General features: G+C 37.9%; 8 protein-coding genes. All 8 read right to left on the reverse strand.

The window, feature by feature from the left end:
* Positions 1-332 precede the first annotated feature (332 nt).
* The 8 genes from JIV24_RS17975 to JIV24_RS18010 all read right to left on the reverse strand — a co-directional run bounded on the left by JIV24_RS17975 (position 333) and on the right by JIV24_RS18010 (position 15485).
* Positions 333-1790 carry a sulfatase family protein gene (locus JIV24_RS17975; RefSeq protein WP_200466463.1) on the reverse strand — a complete coding sequence of 486 codons (1458 nt, stop codon included), beginning with the start codon at positions 1788-1790 and terminating at the stop codon, positions 333-335.
* A 75-nt stretch (positions 1791-1865) separates the two neighbouring features.
* A complete protein-coding gene (locus JIV24_RS17980) occupies positions 1866-3437 on the reverse strand; it encodes a sulfatase family protein (RefSeq protein WP_200466464.1) in 1572 nt (523 codons plus the stop codon).
* A gap of 44 nt (positions 3438-3481) precedes the next feature.
* Entirely contained in the window at positions 3482-5071 is a 1590-nt protein-coding gene (locus JIV24_RS17985) for an alpha-L-fucosidase (protein ID WP_200466465.1), read from the reverse strand.
* A 272-nt stretch (positions 5072-5343) separates the two neighbouring features.
* A complete protein-coding gene (locus JIV24_RS17990; RefSeq protein ID WP_200466466.1) occupies positions 5344-8055 on the reverse strand; it encodes a two-component regulator propeller domain-containing protein in 2712 nt (903 codons plus the stop codon).
* 214 nt (positions 8056-8269) lie between these two features.
* On the reverse strand, positions 8270-10681 hold the full coding sequence (locus JIV24_RS17995; RefSeq protein ID WP_200466467.1) for a TonB-dependent receptor domain-containing protein: 2412 nt from the start codon (positions 10679-10681) through the stop codon (positions 8270-8272).
* Between the two features lie 166 nt (positions 10682-10847).
* A complete protein-coding gene (locus JIV24_RS18000; RefSeq protein WP_234445872.1) occupies positions 10848-12407 on the reverse strand; it encodes a sulfatase family protein in 1560 nt (519 codons plus the stop codon).
* A 23-nt stretch (positions 12408-12430) separates the two neighbouring features.
* Positions 12431-13933 (reverse strand): sulfatase-like hydrolase/transferase, encoded by a 1503-nt coding sequence (locus JIV24_RS18005; protein ID WP_200466469.1) that lies wholly within the window; start codon positions 13931-13933, stop codon positions 12431-12433.
* A gap of 88 nt (positions 13934-14021) precedes the next feature.
* Positions 14022-15485: a sulfatase-like hydrolase/transferase gene (locus JIV24_RS18010; protein WP_200466470.1), complete on the reverse strand. Its 1464-nt coding sequence runs from the start codon at positions 15483-15485 to the stop codon at positions 14022-14024.
* Positions 15486-15542 lie beyond the last annotated feature (57 nt).

Here is a 15542-nt window from a genome sequence, read left to right on the forward strand (position 1 = left end):
TGCTTAAAAGCCATTAGTTATTCACATTTATTGTTGATAACTAATGACTTATGATGTTGTTAAGGATTAACTAATTATTTGTTGTGTACAGGGATGGTTAAGTATTAACAAAAAAGCCAGCAAGCATTTTATTGCTTACTGGCCATATAGATTAAAGTAGCACGGCAATCGCATTTAACTACTTTTACCACCTTCCCACTTCGTGGTACTCCTCCTTCGAAAGGAGGAGAGTGATGCAAACCCGTCCCCTCCTGAATTTTAGTAGGGGTGCCAACAGGTGGGGTGGTATATTTATTGTAAATGCGTGTGCCCTGATTAAAGTAGTTGTTCTCTTATTCTTTATTTTGCTTCTTCTTTTCTTTGCTTTTGTTCTTCTGGCTAGGATCTTTCTTTACATCAATACCACTCCAGCTATCCACAGGAACAAATTCTCCCTGATAATCGCCTCCGCTATGGCTGTTTTTGCAAGATAGGTTCCAGTCCATTATGTATTTTTCAATAGACTTTACTTCTTCTGGCATTTGATCTTTGATATCGGTTGTTTCAAAGCGGTCGTCGCGAAGGTTGTATACTGCTTTGACTTTTTGACCACCAGTCATAAATTTTAAGTCACCTGTTATCCAGGCCACATTGCCCCGGTGCATAAAAGGTAATGGCTTTATTCTTTCTTTAGATGTTCCATCCATCATAGGCAACAAGGAAACACCATCAATAGGTCGCTGATCAGGCATTTTAATTCCTAAACCATCAACGATAGTCGGCAAATAATCCAAGGTACTGGATATGTATTCACTTGTTTCACCAGCTTTTGATTTACCTGGCCAAACCACATAAGCAGGTACACCTACACCACCACAGTATAAACTGCGCTTCCGACCTCTTAAACCACCTGTTGTTCCTGGGCGTTTGTCTGATACTTCTTTTCCTTCGGGGCCATTGTCACTACAGAAAAAGATGATCGTGTTATCATCTATATTTAGTTTCTCAAGCTCTTCTTGCAAGCGACCAATCTGATCATCCATCGCAGTGATACATCCATAATAATCTTGTTTACCTTCAGAGTATTCAGAGTACATCTTTTTGTATTCAGGACCAGCAATTACAGGCTCATGTGGTGTATGAAACCAAATAACTGAAAAGAACGGCTTGTCGTTATTAACTGCATCTTTCACGAAAGGAATGACACGATCCATGATAACTCGAGAATCATCGCCTGACAGGTTCTCTGTTTCCTCAACGCCATTATAATAATATGGGTTGTTATTGTAGCGGCCTCCAATAGATGGATTCCAGGTAGCAACAGCTGATTCTGTTACAAATGAGACATCGTAATTACGTTGCCATGGTGGCGCAAAGTTTTCTGCTGGTTTACGCTTAGGCCCCTTTGGTGATATCTCTGGATGAAGCGTGCCCATATGCCATTTGCCAAAGTGACCAGTTGTATAACCATTTTCTTGTAATAGTTTTGCGATGGTGATTTCTTCTTCAGGCAGATGACCAATGTTGGCCGAGAAAATACCGTAACGAAAATAATGACGCCCTGTTACACAGGTGCCACGGGTTGGTGAACATACAGGCCCCCCTGAATAGAAATTGGTGAATTTCGTTCCCGATGCAGCCATGGCATCCATGTTAGGTGTTTTAATAATGGTATTGCCGTTAAAACCAACATCACCATAGCCCAAATCATCAGCCATAATTAAGATGACATTGGGTTTCTTTTTATTTTTTGCACTTATGCCGCTCCATGAAATAAATGCAAAAACCATCGTGATTAATAAATACCTCATATTATTTTGTTTAATATAAAAATTCAGGAAGCGAATGCATATCAATGGTCACCTCCTGAATTTCGCTATTTGCAATTATTTTTGTTTTTTATTCTTCTTGCCCTTGTTTTTTTTGTCTTTGTTCTTCTTCTCTTTTCCTGGTTTAGGCTCTTTCATTAAGCCTGTTTTCTCTGACCAAGGAATGTGGCGATCAAATAGAATACCGTACTTTTCGTAGCCATGATCTTTTACAGCTTCCACTTTCCACTCCTCAACCTCGGCATCGTAAAGTTTTCTCATTTTTGCCAATTGCTTAGCATGGGCAGCATCATTAATTAGGTTATTCATTTCACCTTTATCATCCTTAAGGCAGAAAAGTTCTTCAACAGGCTCCATCTCATTACCATAAAACCAGTACAGGTATTTATATTCATCGGCTACCACACTCAAGCAATGAGTTGGGTTTTCGCCCCAAGCCTGAATCAAGATATCGTGATCTCTCACTTCTTTATTTGGCTTGTCTAATAGTGTTACCAAACTTTTACCATCCATGTTTTCAGGTATCTTTATACCTGCTAGATCAAGCATGGTTGGAGCCATGTCAATATTTGAAGTTAAAGCATTACTTACTTTTCCATTGCCTTTAGCATTAGGTGCATACACCAATAACGGTGCGCGTGACCCTTCTTCGTAAGGTAACACTTTACCGCCAAAGCCATGAGCGCCACAGTGGTAGCCATTATCAGTAGTATAGAGAATAATGGTGTTGTCGGCTAAGCCTTGCTTTTCAAGTTCTTCCAAAATCATACCAACAGCCTGATCAATACCATAGATAAGCTGATAGTATTTAGCCAATGAAACATCATATTTTTCTGGCTTCCAGTGGTCACCTAATTTTACGTACTGACGCCCTTGCTTTGATTGCTTGGAAAGGTGCTCGCCGTTTTCTCTCCAATAGTTTTCTTCCTCGGTGAAATCTTTTCCAGCGTAAACATCATCAAAATCAGGATCTGGAGATACTGGCCCATGAGGCGCCTTAAAACTTATTGACAAACAGAAAGGTTTCTCTTTGTGACCATATTCAGTCATGAAATCTTTGGCTGCAGCTCCTAAAGCACGAGATACGTGTGGATATTGTTCAGCGTATTCAGCCATGTATTTGTTCTCGACTGTATTGTACTGACCTTGTCCAGGCCATCCTTTCCACCAGTCGAACTTATCCACCGGTAAATCTTCATATTTATGATAAGAGCTGTTACCTTCGGCTTTTACACCATAACCAAACTTACCAGCAAAACCAACGGCATAACCTGCTTTTTTCATTAGCATAGGATAAGATAGCTCAAACTTATCGGGATGTAATGCGCCATGTGAGAAGTTACATCCTGTTTTGTGCTCATACATACCCGTCATTATGGTAGCACGAGCACCCATGCATATGGCTGTTGGATTATAATGCTGAGTAAACATGATGCCTTTTTCAGCCAGTTTATCAATGTTGGGCGTTTGAATTTCATCATTGCCCATGCAACCCAATGCATTGTAGCGTTGGTCATCAGTTAGTAAAAAGATAATGTTGGGTCTTTCGCTTGTTCCTTTCTTTTGGGCTTTAGTATAACCTGCCACAAGTAGTAAGGATGCGAGCGTTATATATAATATTTTTTTCATAATTAACTTTTATTTATTGTTAATACCATAATCAGAAAACAGTCTTACATTACCAATTTACCTTTTACTATAATCTTAAACGAACAGGCTATGTCGTTTGGTATTACTTCTGGGAAATAGATTTTTAGACCTTCTTCAGTTTCTTCCCATTTGATTGTAGCATCTGAACCAAGCATTGAAATAGATTCTATACCGCCACCTGTGCTTAGTTTTTTGCCTTTATCTAATGTCTTAATGGTGTATGTTTTAGATTCAGGTACGCCTAATACTGTGGCGTATAGGCTTGTAAGGTCTTTGCTACGTGTAAAGCGTACATCCTCAGCGTTAAGTGCTGTAAAATCCCATTTGTAACGGTTTTTACCTTTTGACCATACTAGCATTTCGGTTGTTCCTTCGCCTGCTGTTTTATATCGGCGAGTTGCGTAAATTGCTTCACCATTTATGCTTAGCCAATCACCCATGTTCTTCATTATCTCCTTTTCCTCATCAGGAATAGAACCATCACCTTTAGGTGTTAATGACAAGAAGAAAATACCTCCTCGACTGGTCATGTCAACTAAACTGCGAATATGATAAGGTGCACGGTGCTTGTATTGTTTATCGTTCACATAACACCAAGGGTAGGAGATGGCACGGTCAGCCAACCAGTATCCTTGGGGATCTTCTTCCATATCACGGCAATTTTCATAGCAGCGCAAACCAAAACCCAAAGGAAAGTTCCAAACTCTGGTGCCTGGCAGTTTACTACATACCACAACGGAATCGCCAGATTCGAAACCTTTTTTATAGTAGTACTTTAATATATCTACAATTGAATCCTCTGGTACTTCATCATTTTTAATTGACCCAGATAATCCATCAAACCAAAGTACATCTGGTGAGTAGTTGTCGATGACTTCACGAACTTTACCGCTCCATTCTGCAGCGAAATCCTCTTTTGACAACACACTTTTATCTTTATACATGTGAGCATACTCAGGATCAAAAATATCCCATGTTTGCTTCTGTTCTTTGCTATAGTTTTTATCATTGTCGTACATGTACCCGTATGTGCGTGCCATGTGGAAAGTTGCAGCTAGCTTAATATCATCTCGTTTCTTTACCTCTGCAGCTATCTCGCCATAAATATCACGTTTAGGACCATAGTTAACAGAGTTGTAGTCTGAGTGTTTACTGTCCCAAAGTGCAAAGCCATCGTGGTGCGATAAGCAGATGCCAGCAAACTTGACGCCTCCGCTTTCCATCACGTCAACCCACTCTTTAGCGTCAAACTTTGGGGTATTGAACATGGGTAAAAAGTCTTTGTATCCGAATTCGGCTACCGGTCCGTATTTATTAATGTGATATTGTGCTGTACCGCGTTTCGATTTTTCCGGATCGGCTTTGTACATTTCTTTGACGTAATCAGGCCCGCCATGAGCAGGTACCGAATAAATGCCCCAGTGTGTGTAAATTCCAAATTTGGCATCAATCATCCATTCAGGAATTGGGTATTTCTTCATTTCTTCCCACTCTTCAGAATAGGATCGATCCCAATCGAAACCTGCTTCACGCCTTTCTGGTTTCTTGTCTTGTGCTTGTGTTAAAGTAAGTGCTGCCAACAGAGCGGCAGCTAAACTGATTTTAAGCTTCATGAATATGTCGTTTTAAATGATTTTCGATAATGCAATGTATTGCTTATCTCTTTTGTGTAATGCCAAACGAACTTTTATCATGTCTCACTAAACTTAAACACTACTTTTTAATGGAGTCTTGTCTTTTAAAAGATGGAACGATCTGATTTATTGGGTGTAGGGTGTTTTTATGATCCGGAGTCTCACTTAAATAGTAAAGGTCCAATTATCACAAATGAACCTTTGAATCTTGTCTTCTGAAAGATAAGTATTGTTTATTTGCACTATCTATGTTAGTTTTTAGTTGCCTTATCATTCATTGCTTTTTCGTATTGAGCAGGAGTAAGGTTGGTTTCTTTTTTAAATGCTCTGTAAAAGCTCGACTTGGAAGAAAAGCCACATTCTTCAGCTAATCCTAAAAGGGTAAGATTAGGGTTGTAACCATCAGCCAGACGTTGTTTAAATTCAATTACTCTATAATGATTCACATATTCGTAAAAACTAGTGTTTTTAAACTTGTTGAGCACTTGTGAGAAGGTGACATTTGAAACATCCAGGTATTTTGTGAGTTCATCAACGGTGAGTTTAGAATTTAAGTATGGTTTTTCATGCTGCATGTATTGCTCTAACTTTTTAAATATAAGGGATGACTCATCTTGTGACAAATTAGAATAACGATATTTGGGTTTTTTATTCTTGGCCTTTAAAAATCTAATAATTAACCATGAAATTAGTATGACTAAGATTCCTATTATAGCAAGAATAAGCCTGTAATTGGGTGTTTTAACAAACAGTTGAACAACCTTTGCTTTACCAGACTCACCATTCGGTAAAATGGGCATTATTTCAATGTTGTATTCCCCATTAGATAGATTTTCAAATTCAATGCTCGGGGTTGCCGATAAATGCCATGTTGAGTCAGGGTGAAGGTATCGCCATTTAAAATTTTGATGATTATGGGACAGTAAACTGTTGAAATGAAATATTAATTCCCATTTATCAATTGCCTTTTTTTGCTCTAATATAAGAGTATCCGATTTAGTGACGCTTATCGCGTTATTATCAACATTGTCGTCTTCAAGATTGATGCTGTAAAAGCTTAGTGTTTGGTTGTCTGCTTTGGGATTTACATCAAGTGGATTAATGTAATTAACGCCATTAACACCACCAAAATAGAACGTGTTAGAGTCAGTATCTTTAAAGGCAGAACGGCGTGTGTATTTTTGCGATATTAAACCATCAGAAGAATCAAATATGGTAAAATGACCATTTGTGCCGAATGGATCAAATCGAGCAATGCCATTCCATGTACTAACCCACATTCTTCCGTTTATATCGGGGAGAATCGCAACTGTATGGTTACTTGGCAGTCCATCGTGAATACTGTATCTTTTAAACTGGTAATTAGAGGGAATGAGATTAAGTAAGTCTGTATTACTCAAAAAATGTAAGCCATTTACGTTACAGAGCCATAAGTTGTTATTAGTGTCAAATGCTATATCCGTAAAGTTTGAAGTGATAAATTCCGAATTACTAGTTGTATTGAAATGTCTTGTTCGTTTGGGGTTTTTGGGAAATATTAAATAAATACCTTTGTCTGTTGCCAGCCATAATCGGCCAGTTTGATCTTCGGTCATTTGTATATCACTCACATCCGACAAGGCACAAAAGTGTTCTATAATGAACGAGTCATTAATGAATTTAGCCTTGTATAAAGCTTTTTTTGTTCCCAGCCATATTTGATTATTTTTTGTTTCAAATATCTGATGTGTGATGGTTTTTATGGCTTCATCAGATTTATTTAATATTGTTTTTACCTGCTTGAATAGATTAGTTTCTGCATCAAAGTACGAGATGCCTTTATCGTTATAGAAAAAAACCTGATCATCATTGATTGTAGAAATTTGTCTCAAATGATCATTATGCAGACCTGAGTTACCTTTGTGAAAGTGTTTAAAATGCTTGGTTTGCGCAGAGTATTTTGTTAAGCCACTATTAAAACCACTTATCCAGACATTTTTTCTGGCATCACCATCAATGCAAATTATATTATTGTCATGAAGACTTTCTGCTTGTTTTGGTTGGTACTGAAATGCATTAAACCATTGCTTAGACGGATCAAGAATATTCAGGCCATTAAAAGTTGCAATCCACAATATACCCTCGTTATCCGTTAAAAGTTTCGTAACCTGATTGTTTGAAATCGAGTATGGATTATTTGTTTGGTGATAATGTTTGGTAATTCTTACCGGCAAATCATTCTTGTTTATAACAACTTGATTTAAACCACTTCTGGAACCAATCCAAATCTGACCTTGATAAAAAGCTATCGAACTCAGTTCTTTATGACTGATACTTGTCTTTTCTCTTCCAATGTAGTAATGTTTTATAGTAGGCCTAGGGTTATCAAGCTCTTGCTTTTCAATGATAAAAAGACCATTATTAGTGGCTACGTACAGGTGTCCGCAGGAAGTAAAGAACAGATCGTTAATAGATCCTTTAACAGTAAACTTAGTGGAGTCATTTTTAATGAGCATGCCACTTTTGGTACCCCACCAAATATTTTCATTAATATCCCTAGCCTTAGCTTTCAATATATGAGGGAGCATTGTTTCAACAAATGCGTTGGTGTTGGTATTGAATAAATAACTTGAGTTGCCTGATGATGTCACAAGAAGGCTATCATTATAACTTGTGATGAAGCTTATTCGGATAGTATTAAATACATTGCTTTTAATGTATTGGAATGAGTTTTCTTGCGGGGTAAATACATTTAATCCTTTATTGTTACCGAGCCAAATGCGACCATCTTTACTTTCATGCATCGCCAACATTCTATTACCAAAAATTCTATTCTTTTCAATGCTGTCATGCCCTAGGAAATTAATGCCGTTATATCCATCAAAACGACTGGCCCCGTCTATGCCACAAATCCATATAAATCCATCAGTAGATTTAATGACCTGAGTAATGCGCTCACCAAATAACGGTTCATTGGGTTGCATTTTTTCAAACCTAAATTGTTTTGCCTGCGTTGAGTATTGGGTAAGCAGCGTGAATAGCAAACAGATTGTGACGATTTTTAATTTCTTTGGCACTTAATGGTGATTTTGATTACGAGATGAAAATACGTTTAAGATTGATGATTTCAAAAAAACATTGCTATAAACCTGCCATAAATAGTTATTTGTAAATGCTAATAAAAATCAATTTCGTTTATTATTTGGATGTTCTGATTTTATTGAATTTATAAGTCAATGAGAGGAGTAATCGCCTGCTCTGTTGTTTGCTTTTAGTATTGGAATGAATATTGGGCGTATTATCATTTAATTTACGTCTTTCGAGGGTATTAAGAGCATCAGCATATTTTAAATATAATGCACCTTTCTTTTTTAGTATTGATTTTCTTAAACCAAGATCAAAAAAATACAGCTCGTACTTAAGACCCGATACTGTATTGGTTGGTGATTCGTAAACACCAGTTAGTTGAAGACGAAAGTTTTGTGGCAACAGAATGTCGGAAGTGATTTTAGCATTATAAGACAGATCATTTACGTTAAAATAGTGCGCTTTGGCATAATGCTTTATGGTTTGATGCATTATTAAGAAATTGGATTTAAGGCTCCAGGATTCTGTAATCCGATTGCTCATATTTAGTTCAAAGCCATACTGCTGACTATTGCCAATATTAAGGTATTGCCGATACATAACTTCCCGTTCATCTTCTATAATGATGTGCTGGTATTGACTTATTAAGCCTGTGTTTTGTTTGTGAAACAAAGATGGAGAGAAAGAATGCTTGCTTAATTGCCAATGAGCAGATAATTCATAATTATTAATCTCTTGAGGTTTGAGTTGTGGGTTGCCACCACTCTTAGAGTATAATCCATTATAAATAACAAAGGGGTTTAATTGCTTGTATTTGGGCTGCTTTATACGTTTGGACCATGAAAAACCAATGGAGAATTTCTCGCCTAAATTAGTGGATAACTGTAAAGTGGGCAAGAGCTTATGGTACTGTTGTATCAGGCCGGTGTCGCTGGTGATGGAGTAGGGCTCTATATGGGTGTACTCATACCGCAAACCTACAGAAGCGTAAATACCTTTAATTTCGGTTGATATAACACTATATAATGCTGGACTAATTTCATTGACTATGAATGAATTACTTTTTGTACTGTCTGATGATGGAGTAAACGTTTCATCGTCCGTGTTATAGGTGTACTTTGTTTTTAAGTATTTGTTAGATGCTTTTGCCCTTCGTTGGATGACGATACCTCCTGTTTCAAATTTTAATTTTTCACTTATTGGATATTCATAATCAAATTTAAGACGACTACTAGTTGTGGTTTCTGGATAGGCTCTGTTTTGTGTTGTGTAACTCTGATTGACGCTGCCATCTGATATATTATATGGCTGAATAAAACGGTGTGAAGGGTTGTCAATAAATTGTTGCTCATATTTGGCAAAGAGGTTCAGGCTTGATTTGTTTTTGAATTCCTTTTTCCATCGACCGTTTACTTCCCAATACCGACGCTTATATTCACCATAAGCTGTGTTTTTAGTGTGGTTTTTTAAACTTGAATCGGCTTTATATACATGCGACGAATTAAAGCTCTGAAATTCGTTTGTGCTGATTTGGTACAAGCCACGCAAGTCAATAAATTGACTTTTGTTGATTTGGTATTTAAAACCTTGTCGCAGCATCAGGTTGTCCATGTTACGCTTGCTTACTCCTTTGTTTATCAGGTTCGATTCGTTATTGTTGAGAACCGTTGTGCGGTGTGTTTCTGTCGTTTGTTCGTCGGTATTGTGGTTGTAATTTACATAGGAGTAGGAGGCCAGTTTTTTCATTCGAAGGGTGTAGCTCGTACCGAATAGCCATTTCTCAGGATGGCCGACCGCCGCCTGTATCCGACCATTTGAACCTTTTATCTTATCCTTTTTTAGAACAATATTTATTATGCCGTTTCCATTTCTAGAGGCATATTTTGCGGATGGATTGGTGATAATTTCTAGTTTATCAACGGTCTCAGCTGGTAGTTGCTCCAATATATTAGCCAGGTCGGTTTCAACACCATCGACCAAGATGGTTACTGGTGCCCCACGTAGTAATACATTGTTATCTTCATCGGTTGAAACAGATGGCACAAATCGCATCAGGTCAATGGCACTTTCCCCGGCCCCAGACAGGTGTTCGCCTACATTGATGGTGGTCTGTCCTAAGCTTTGTTCCATAAAAGGGCGTTCAGCAACAACTTCAACCTCTTCCAAACGTGTTTTTTGTCTTTTAATAATAATTGTACCCAGGTCTGTCTCATTTAGGTCTGAGATGTAGATGCTATCTTGCTGGTAGGGTACGAAACCAATAAAATGGACCTGTAATTTGTATAATCCTTCAGTAACATCTGTTATTTGAAATACCCCCAAACTATCTGTTACATCACCTCCTATAATCTGATTGTGTGTGTTGAATATTGCTACATTGGCAAATGGCACTGCTTTGTTGGATGGTGTTGAGACTCGCCCTTTAACATGCGTGGTAGCCTGAGATAATGATTGTGTAGAACAACAAGCAATCAAAATTATTATAAATGTAATTCGATTATATAAGGACTGTGATTTATTCAAGTTTTTGATTTTTGCCAAAGATTAAATTTTTGACAGAGTACGGAAAGCTTTTCTCTTAGACTAAGTGTTTAAAACGATTTTTATGGTATCATTAAAAAATAAGACCGCTTGGGTTGATTGATACCTTAGAGGCTAGAATGCAGATTTTTAGTTTTTTATAATGTAGTTACCAACTTGCTAGGCGTAATTCTTCAAGCAAGGGGTACTTGCTATCTTCATCACGGTATTGCTTTTTCAATTGCAATAGCTCTTGTTTTAGATTAACAATGATATCTGCGTAATCAGGATGAGCATACACATTATTCATCTCAGAAGGGTCATTTTTTAAATCGTACAACTCCCAATAAGGGCCAATAATATTGTCAGCTACTGCACCATTGGCATCGAGAGGTAGACCGTAAAAGAATATTAATTTGTAGCGTTTGGTACGTATACCGTAATGCGCCGGGTTATCATGATGTGCCATGTGCATCCAGTAGCGATAATACATGCTCTGACGCCAATCATTAGGTGTTTCGCCCCTTAGGTTACTTCTAAAACTTTCACCTTGCATAGAGTTGGGCTTTTTGATGTTAGCGTAATCCAAAAAGGTAGGAGCAAAGTCTATGTTTAAGCAAATGTCACTATTATCTGTTCCGGCCTCAATTTCATTAGGATAACGTACCAAGAACGGCATGTGTAACGGTTCTTCATACATCCATCGCTTATCAAAATAGTCATGCTGCCCTAGGAATTGTCCCTGATCTGATGTATAAACTACGATAGTATTTTCGGCAAGGTTGTTTTTGTCCAGATAATCCAATACACGACCTACGTTATCATCAATGCTTTTAACACAACGAAGGTAGTCTTTGAGATATTTTTGATAGGCTAATGATGTTTTTTCATTGTTAGACAAGTCTGTTGTATCAATACGACCAGTCGGCCATTTGTCATTAGCTGTTTGGTTGACCATGTTTCGGCGGCTATTACGCAACGAAATGGACGTGCCATACTTTTTACTATTAAGGGGGCCATGGTTTACATTATTATATAAACTGGAAGGCTCAGGTATTTGCGTGTTTTCCAAGTAGGTTTCAAGGTGCTCAGGATACTCCCACAAGCCATGAGGTGCTTTGTGATGTAGCATAAGGAAGAATGGTTTATCCTTTTTCGATCTATCATTAAGCCAGTTAAGTGCAATATCTGTTGTTACATCGGTCACATAACCATCGTAAATTTCACCACCCTCATTATGGTCTTGCCATCTTGTGCCTATCTCTTTAAATTTTGGGTTAAAATATTTACCCTGACCAGGTAATACATTATAATAATCAAAGCCTTTGGGTTCTTTGTGAAGATGCCACTTACCTACTATGGCAGTTTCATAACCACCTCTTTGTAACTGCTTAACAAGATTGTCGGTATCTGAATTATAATCATCGTGTAAGGTATAAACTCCATTAACCTGGCTATATTGCCCTGTTAAGATGGCCGCCCTACTTGGCGTACAAATAGCATTCGTACATAAAACATGATTCATGCGCAGGCCTTCATTAGCAAGGCGGTCGATGCTAGGTGTTGGTGCTGTTTTTGCCAAATAACTCTCATAAGCACTGATAGCAATTCTATCGTGATCATCGGCCATAATAAATAGAATATTCGGTGGTTTTTCATCCGTTTTACAGGATGAAAAACAAATGCCAAAAATTATTAAGGCGATGATTTTTAACACTGGCGATGACATTATAAAGTGTAATTTATTTAGGTTTACAATTTTATAGTTCCTTTTGCTGTTGATTTATTCTGAATTGTTTCTTTATTTGGGTCGGGGTAGCCAGAGTTTTTAAAAACATCTTTAGCCCATATTTCGTGTAGGTGTCTTAATTCTTTAACGATGGATGGATATAACTCTGCATAGTTTATTTCTTCTGGATTGTCATCGCTCAATCGAGCCAAATAATACTCTGGCATAAAAAAATCTTTTTCGGGATGTTCTGAGAACTTACCAGTTGTGTCATGTCCTCTGAAAATCAATTTCCAATCACCTCTTTTAACTGCCCACATATGCTGCCACATGAAATGTAAAACTTCATGTGGTGATGTTTCGTTATCATCCATTATTATGGGAAGTATACTTTTTCCATCTAACTTGTTTTTAGGCTGATTAATATTTAGTACATCACAAATTGTTGGCAGCCAATCCATATTAGTTATTACTTGGTTACGCTCTTGATTGGCTGGAAATTTGTTCGGATAAGAAATGATGCATGGAACTCTAAGACCACCTTCGAAAAAGCTACCTTTAGCGCCGCGCCATTTTCCGGCATATCCGCCACCACCGTTGCCTCCATAGCTATTGCCCCAATTGTAATAATCTTCTGTAGAATGACCATTATCACTCATGTACAGTACAATGGTGTTTTCTGACAACCCTTGCTTTTCTATACTTTCTAATACTTTACCAATTCGATCATCCATGGTTGTTATCATAGGAGCATATGAACGGCGAGGCCACGGTAAATCCTTGTATCGTTCTGTATAGCTTGAATCAGGTTGTTCTGGATAGTGAGGAAGGTTAAAAGCCATATATAGGAAGAAGTTGTCGTTTTTATTCTCTTCAATAAAACGTGTTGCTTCTTTAACTTGTATGTCCGGAAAATATGTGTCACCCTCATAAACTTCGGCTCTATTACGATATAAGTCATGAAATTGAGGTTTTTGCCATCCAGCATGTAGGAAACGATGTGAATAGTAATCGATAAAACCACCTCTGAAGCCAAAGAAATAGTCGAAGCCTTGGTCTAAGGGAGTGTGGGTATCACGAGCACCCAAATGCCACTTACCTATGAGGGCGGTTTTGTAACCCTCGTCTTTTAGAACTTCAGCTAAGGTTACCTCATTTAAATCCATCACACGGCCATCCATATCGTTTGGATTACAAGATGTCCAGGAGTTAACACCACCTCTTTGTGGAGCACGGCCAGTTAGTAATGCTGCTCGAGAAGGACAACAAACCGTATGTGCATAGGCTTGTGTGAACTTTAGGCCTTGGCTGGCTAGTTTATCCAGATGCGGTGTAGCAATATCATTTGTGCCATAGCACCCAAGATCAAGTGTTCCTTGATCATCTCCATATAAAATCACTATGTTTGGACGTTCATTGATGTTCCCGTTATTGGTCTTGACACCAGTATTTTTATTTCTATTGCATGATTGTAACAGAAGTGCGCAGCATACAATAAGATACCAGGGGCGTATTGAAATATTCATAGATGTAAATTTTATTTTCATAATCATACACTACTCATCACTTTATGTGTTACTTGTATATTGAAGAATTTAAGTGATGAATTTTCTCTTAATCAACTCTATTGGGTTTATTCATATTTTTACGTGCTACCGCATTGTGTTTAGTGGTGTCAATATCCCATGTGTTGGCATCACCTTTTATATATACTGGTGCATTGTCAATTGCAGGCATTTGCTCTAGGCCTCTTTTGAACTTTCTTATGGCATCAATACAAGTTTGTGCTTGTGAGTCAATAAGGTTGACCTTCTCATATGGATCATTTATTAAATCGTATAAAGCATATATCTCGCCTGAAGTATTGACGAATACTTTGTATTGCTCGTCCCTAAGTACGCGATCTCTGAATGTAAATGTGTTGGCAACCCGCTTATCTTTAATTAGTGCTGGATTAGAGCCAAGTGCTTGTATGTATTCTTTTTTTGATTGATTGGATTGACCAAAAATGATATCAGCAATAGAAACACCATCGGTAATGTACTCCTCAGGAATATCTGCTTTGGCAATGTCTGCGAAAGTAGGTAGCATATCTGTGAAGTCCATCAAAGCTGTTGTTTTTACTCCCTCAGGTACAAGTCCAGGACAGTTAACGATGAATGGTGCGTTTATGCCATTTTCAGTTAAGCGAGTTTTGCCGCCTTTAACTTTTGTTCCGTTTCTCATGCCTGAGATATTCCCTGCTGTCCCATTGTCTGTTGTCCAAATGATGATGGTATTTTCACGTAAGCCTAGTTCTTCCAGTGAATTAGTTAGTCTGTCCAAAATGTAGTCAGTATATTTAACCATGGCTTTATGCTTATCCATTTTATTGGTAACATTTGGCTCAAGGGGTGTTGGTACTAGAGGTCCGTGAGGTAAGCACATGGCATAGTACACCATAAATGGATCTTCCTTATTGCCTTTCATAAAGTCAATAATGAAGTCGGTGAACACATCTTCACCAAATTGGTCTTTATAGGTTTTGCTGCCTTCCTTTGTATGGATGTACGGATCCCAATAGCGTTCAGCACTAGCGGGTATTCCTTCTTCATAACCTGTCCACATACAATACTCATCAAAACCCACATCGTTCATAATGGTAGGTTCAAGTCTGAAATCGTTAATTTGCCATTTACCAGCAGCACATGTTTTGTAGCCAGCTTTCTGAAGTATCTTAGCGTAAGATGGATTAAGTTCGGGATCGAAACGGGCACCATGTCCCCAGCGTGGTACATCGTAATGGTTTATCCATCCATTACGCCATGGGTACTGACCCGTTAGTAATGCCACTCTACTAGGAGTGCACTGCGGCATGGAGTAGGCATTTTCAAAAATTATACCTTCTTGTCCTAGTTGGTCAATAGTTGGTGTTTTAATTTCTTCTGCACCATATTCACTTACCCACTCTTTACCCATATCATCTAAAAGAACAAAGAGGATGTTGGGAGGATTCTCTTTTACTGTTTTTGCCGAATGGCATTGAATAAATAAGAATGCTACAAGTAAAAATGTACTGTATCTGTAAATGCTAATCATGTTATTTTTTTTGTGAAAGCAACCTATCTATTAATACCACTGAGATGAATTTTTATA

The organism is Carboxylicivirga marina, assembly GCF_016612505.1.
Classification (GTDB): domain Bacteria; phylum Bacteroidota; class Bacteroidia; order Bacteroidales; family Marinilabiliaceae; genus Carboxylicivirga; species Carboxylicivirga marina.

What these genes read in the sequence shown, in the direction of transcription:
- JIV24_RS18000 (WP_234445872.1), bottom strand. Translation starts at nt 12,407, where the DNA reads ATGTCATCGCCAGTGTTAAAAATCATCGCCTTAATAATTTTTGGCATT.
- JIV24_RS18005 (WP_200466469.1), bottom strand. Translation starts at nt 13,933, where the DNA reads ATGAATATTTCAATACGCCCCTGGTATCTTATTGTATGCTGCGCACTT.
- JIV24_RS17980 (WP_200466464.1), bottom strand. Translation starts at nt 3,437, where the DNA reads ATGAAAAAAATATTATATATAACGCTCGCATCCTTACTACTTGTGGCA.
- JIV24_RS17975 (WP_200466463.1), bottom strand. Translation starts at nt 1,790, where the DNA reads ATGAGGTATTTATTAATCACGATGGTTTTTGCATTTATTTCATGGAGC.
- JIV24_RS17990 (WP_200466466.1), bottom strand. Translation starts at nt 8,055, where the DNA reads ATGCAACCCAATGAACCGTTATTTGGTGAGCGCATTACTCAGGTCATT.
- JIV24_RS17985 (WP_200466465.1), bottom strand. Translation starts at nt 5,071, where the DNA reads ATGAAGCTTAAAATCAGTTTAGCTGCCGCTCTGTTGGCAGCACTTACT.
- JIV24_RS18010 (WP_200466470.1), bottom strand. Translation starts at nt 15,485, where the DNA reads ATGATTAGCATTTACAGATACAGTACATTTTTACTTGTAGCATTCTTA.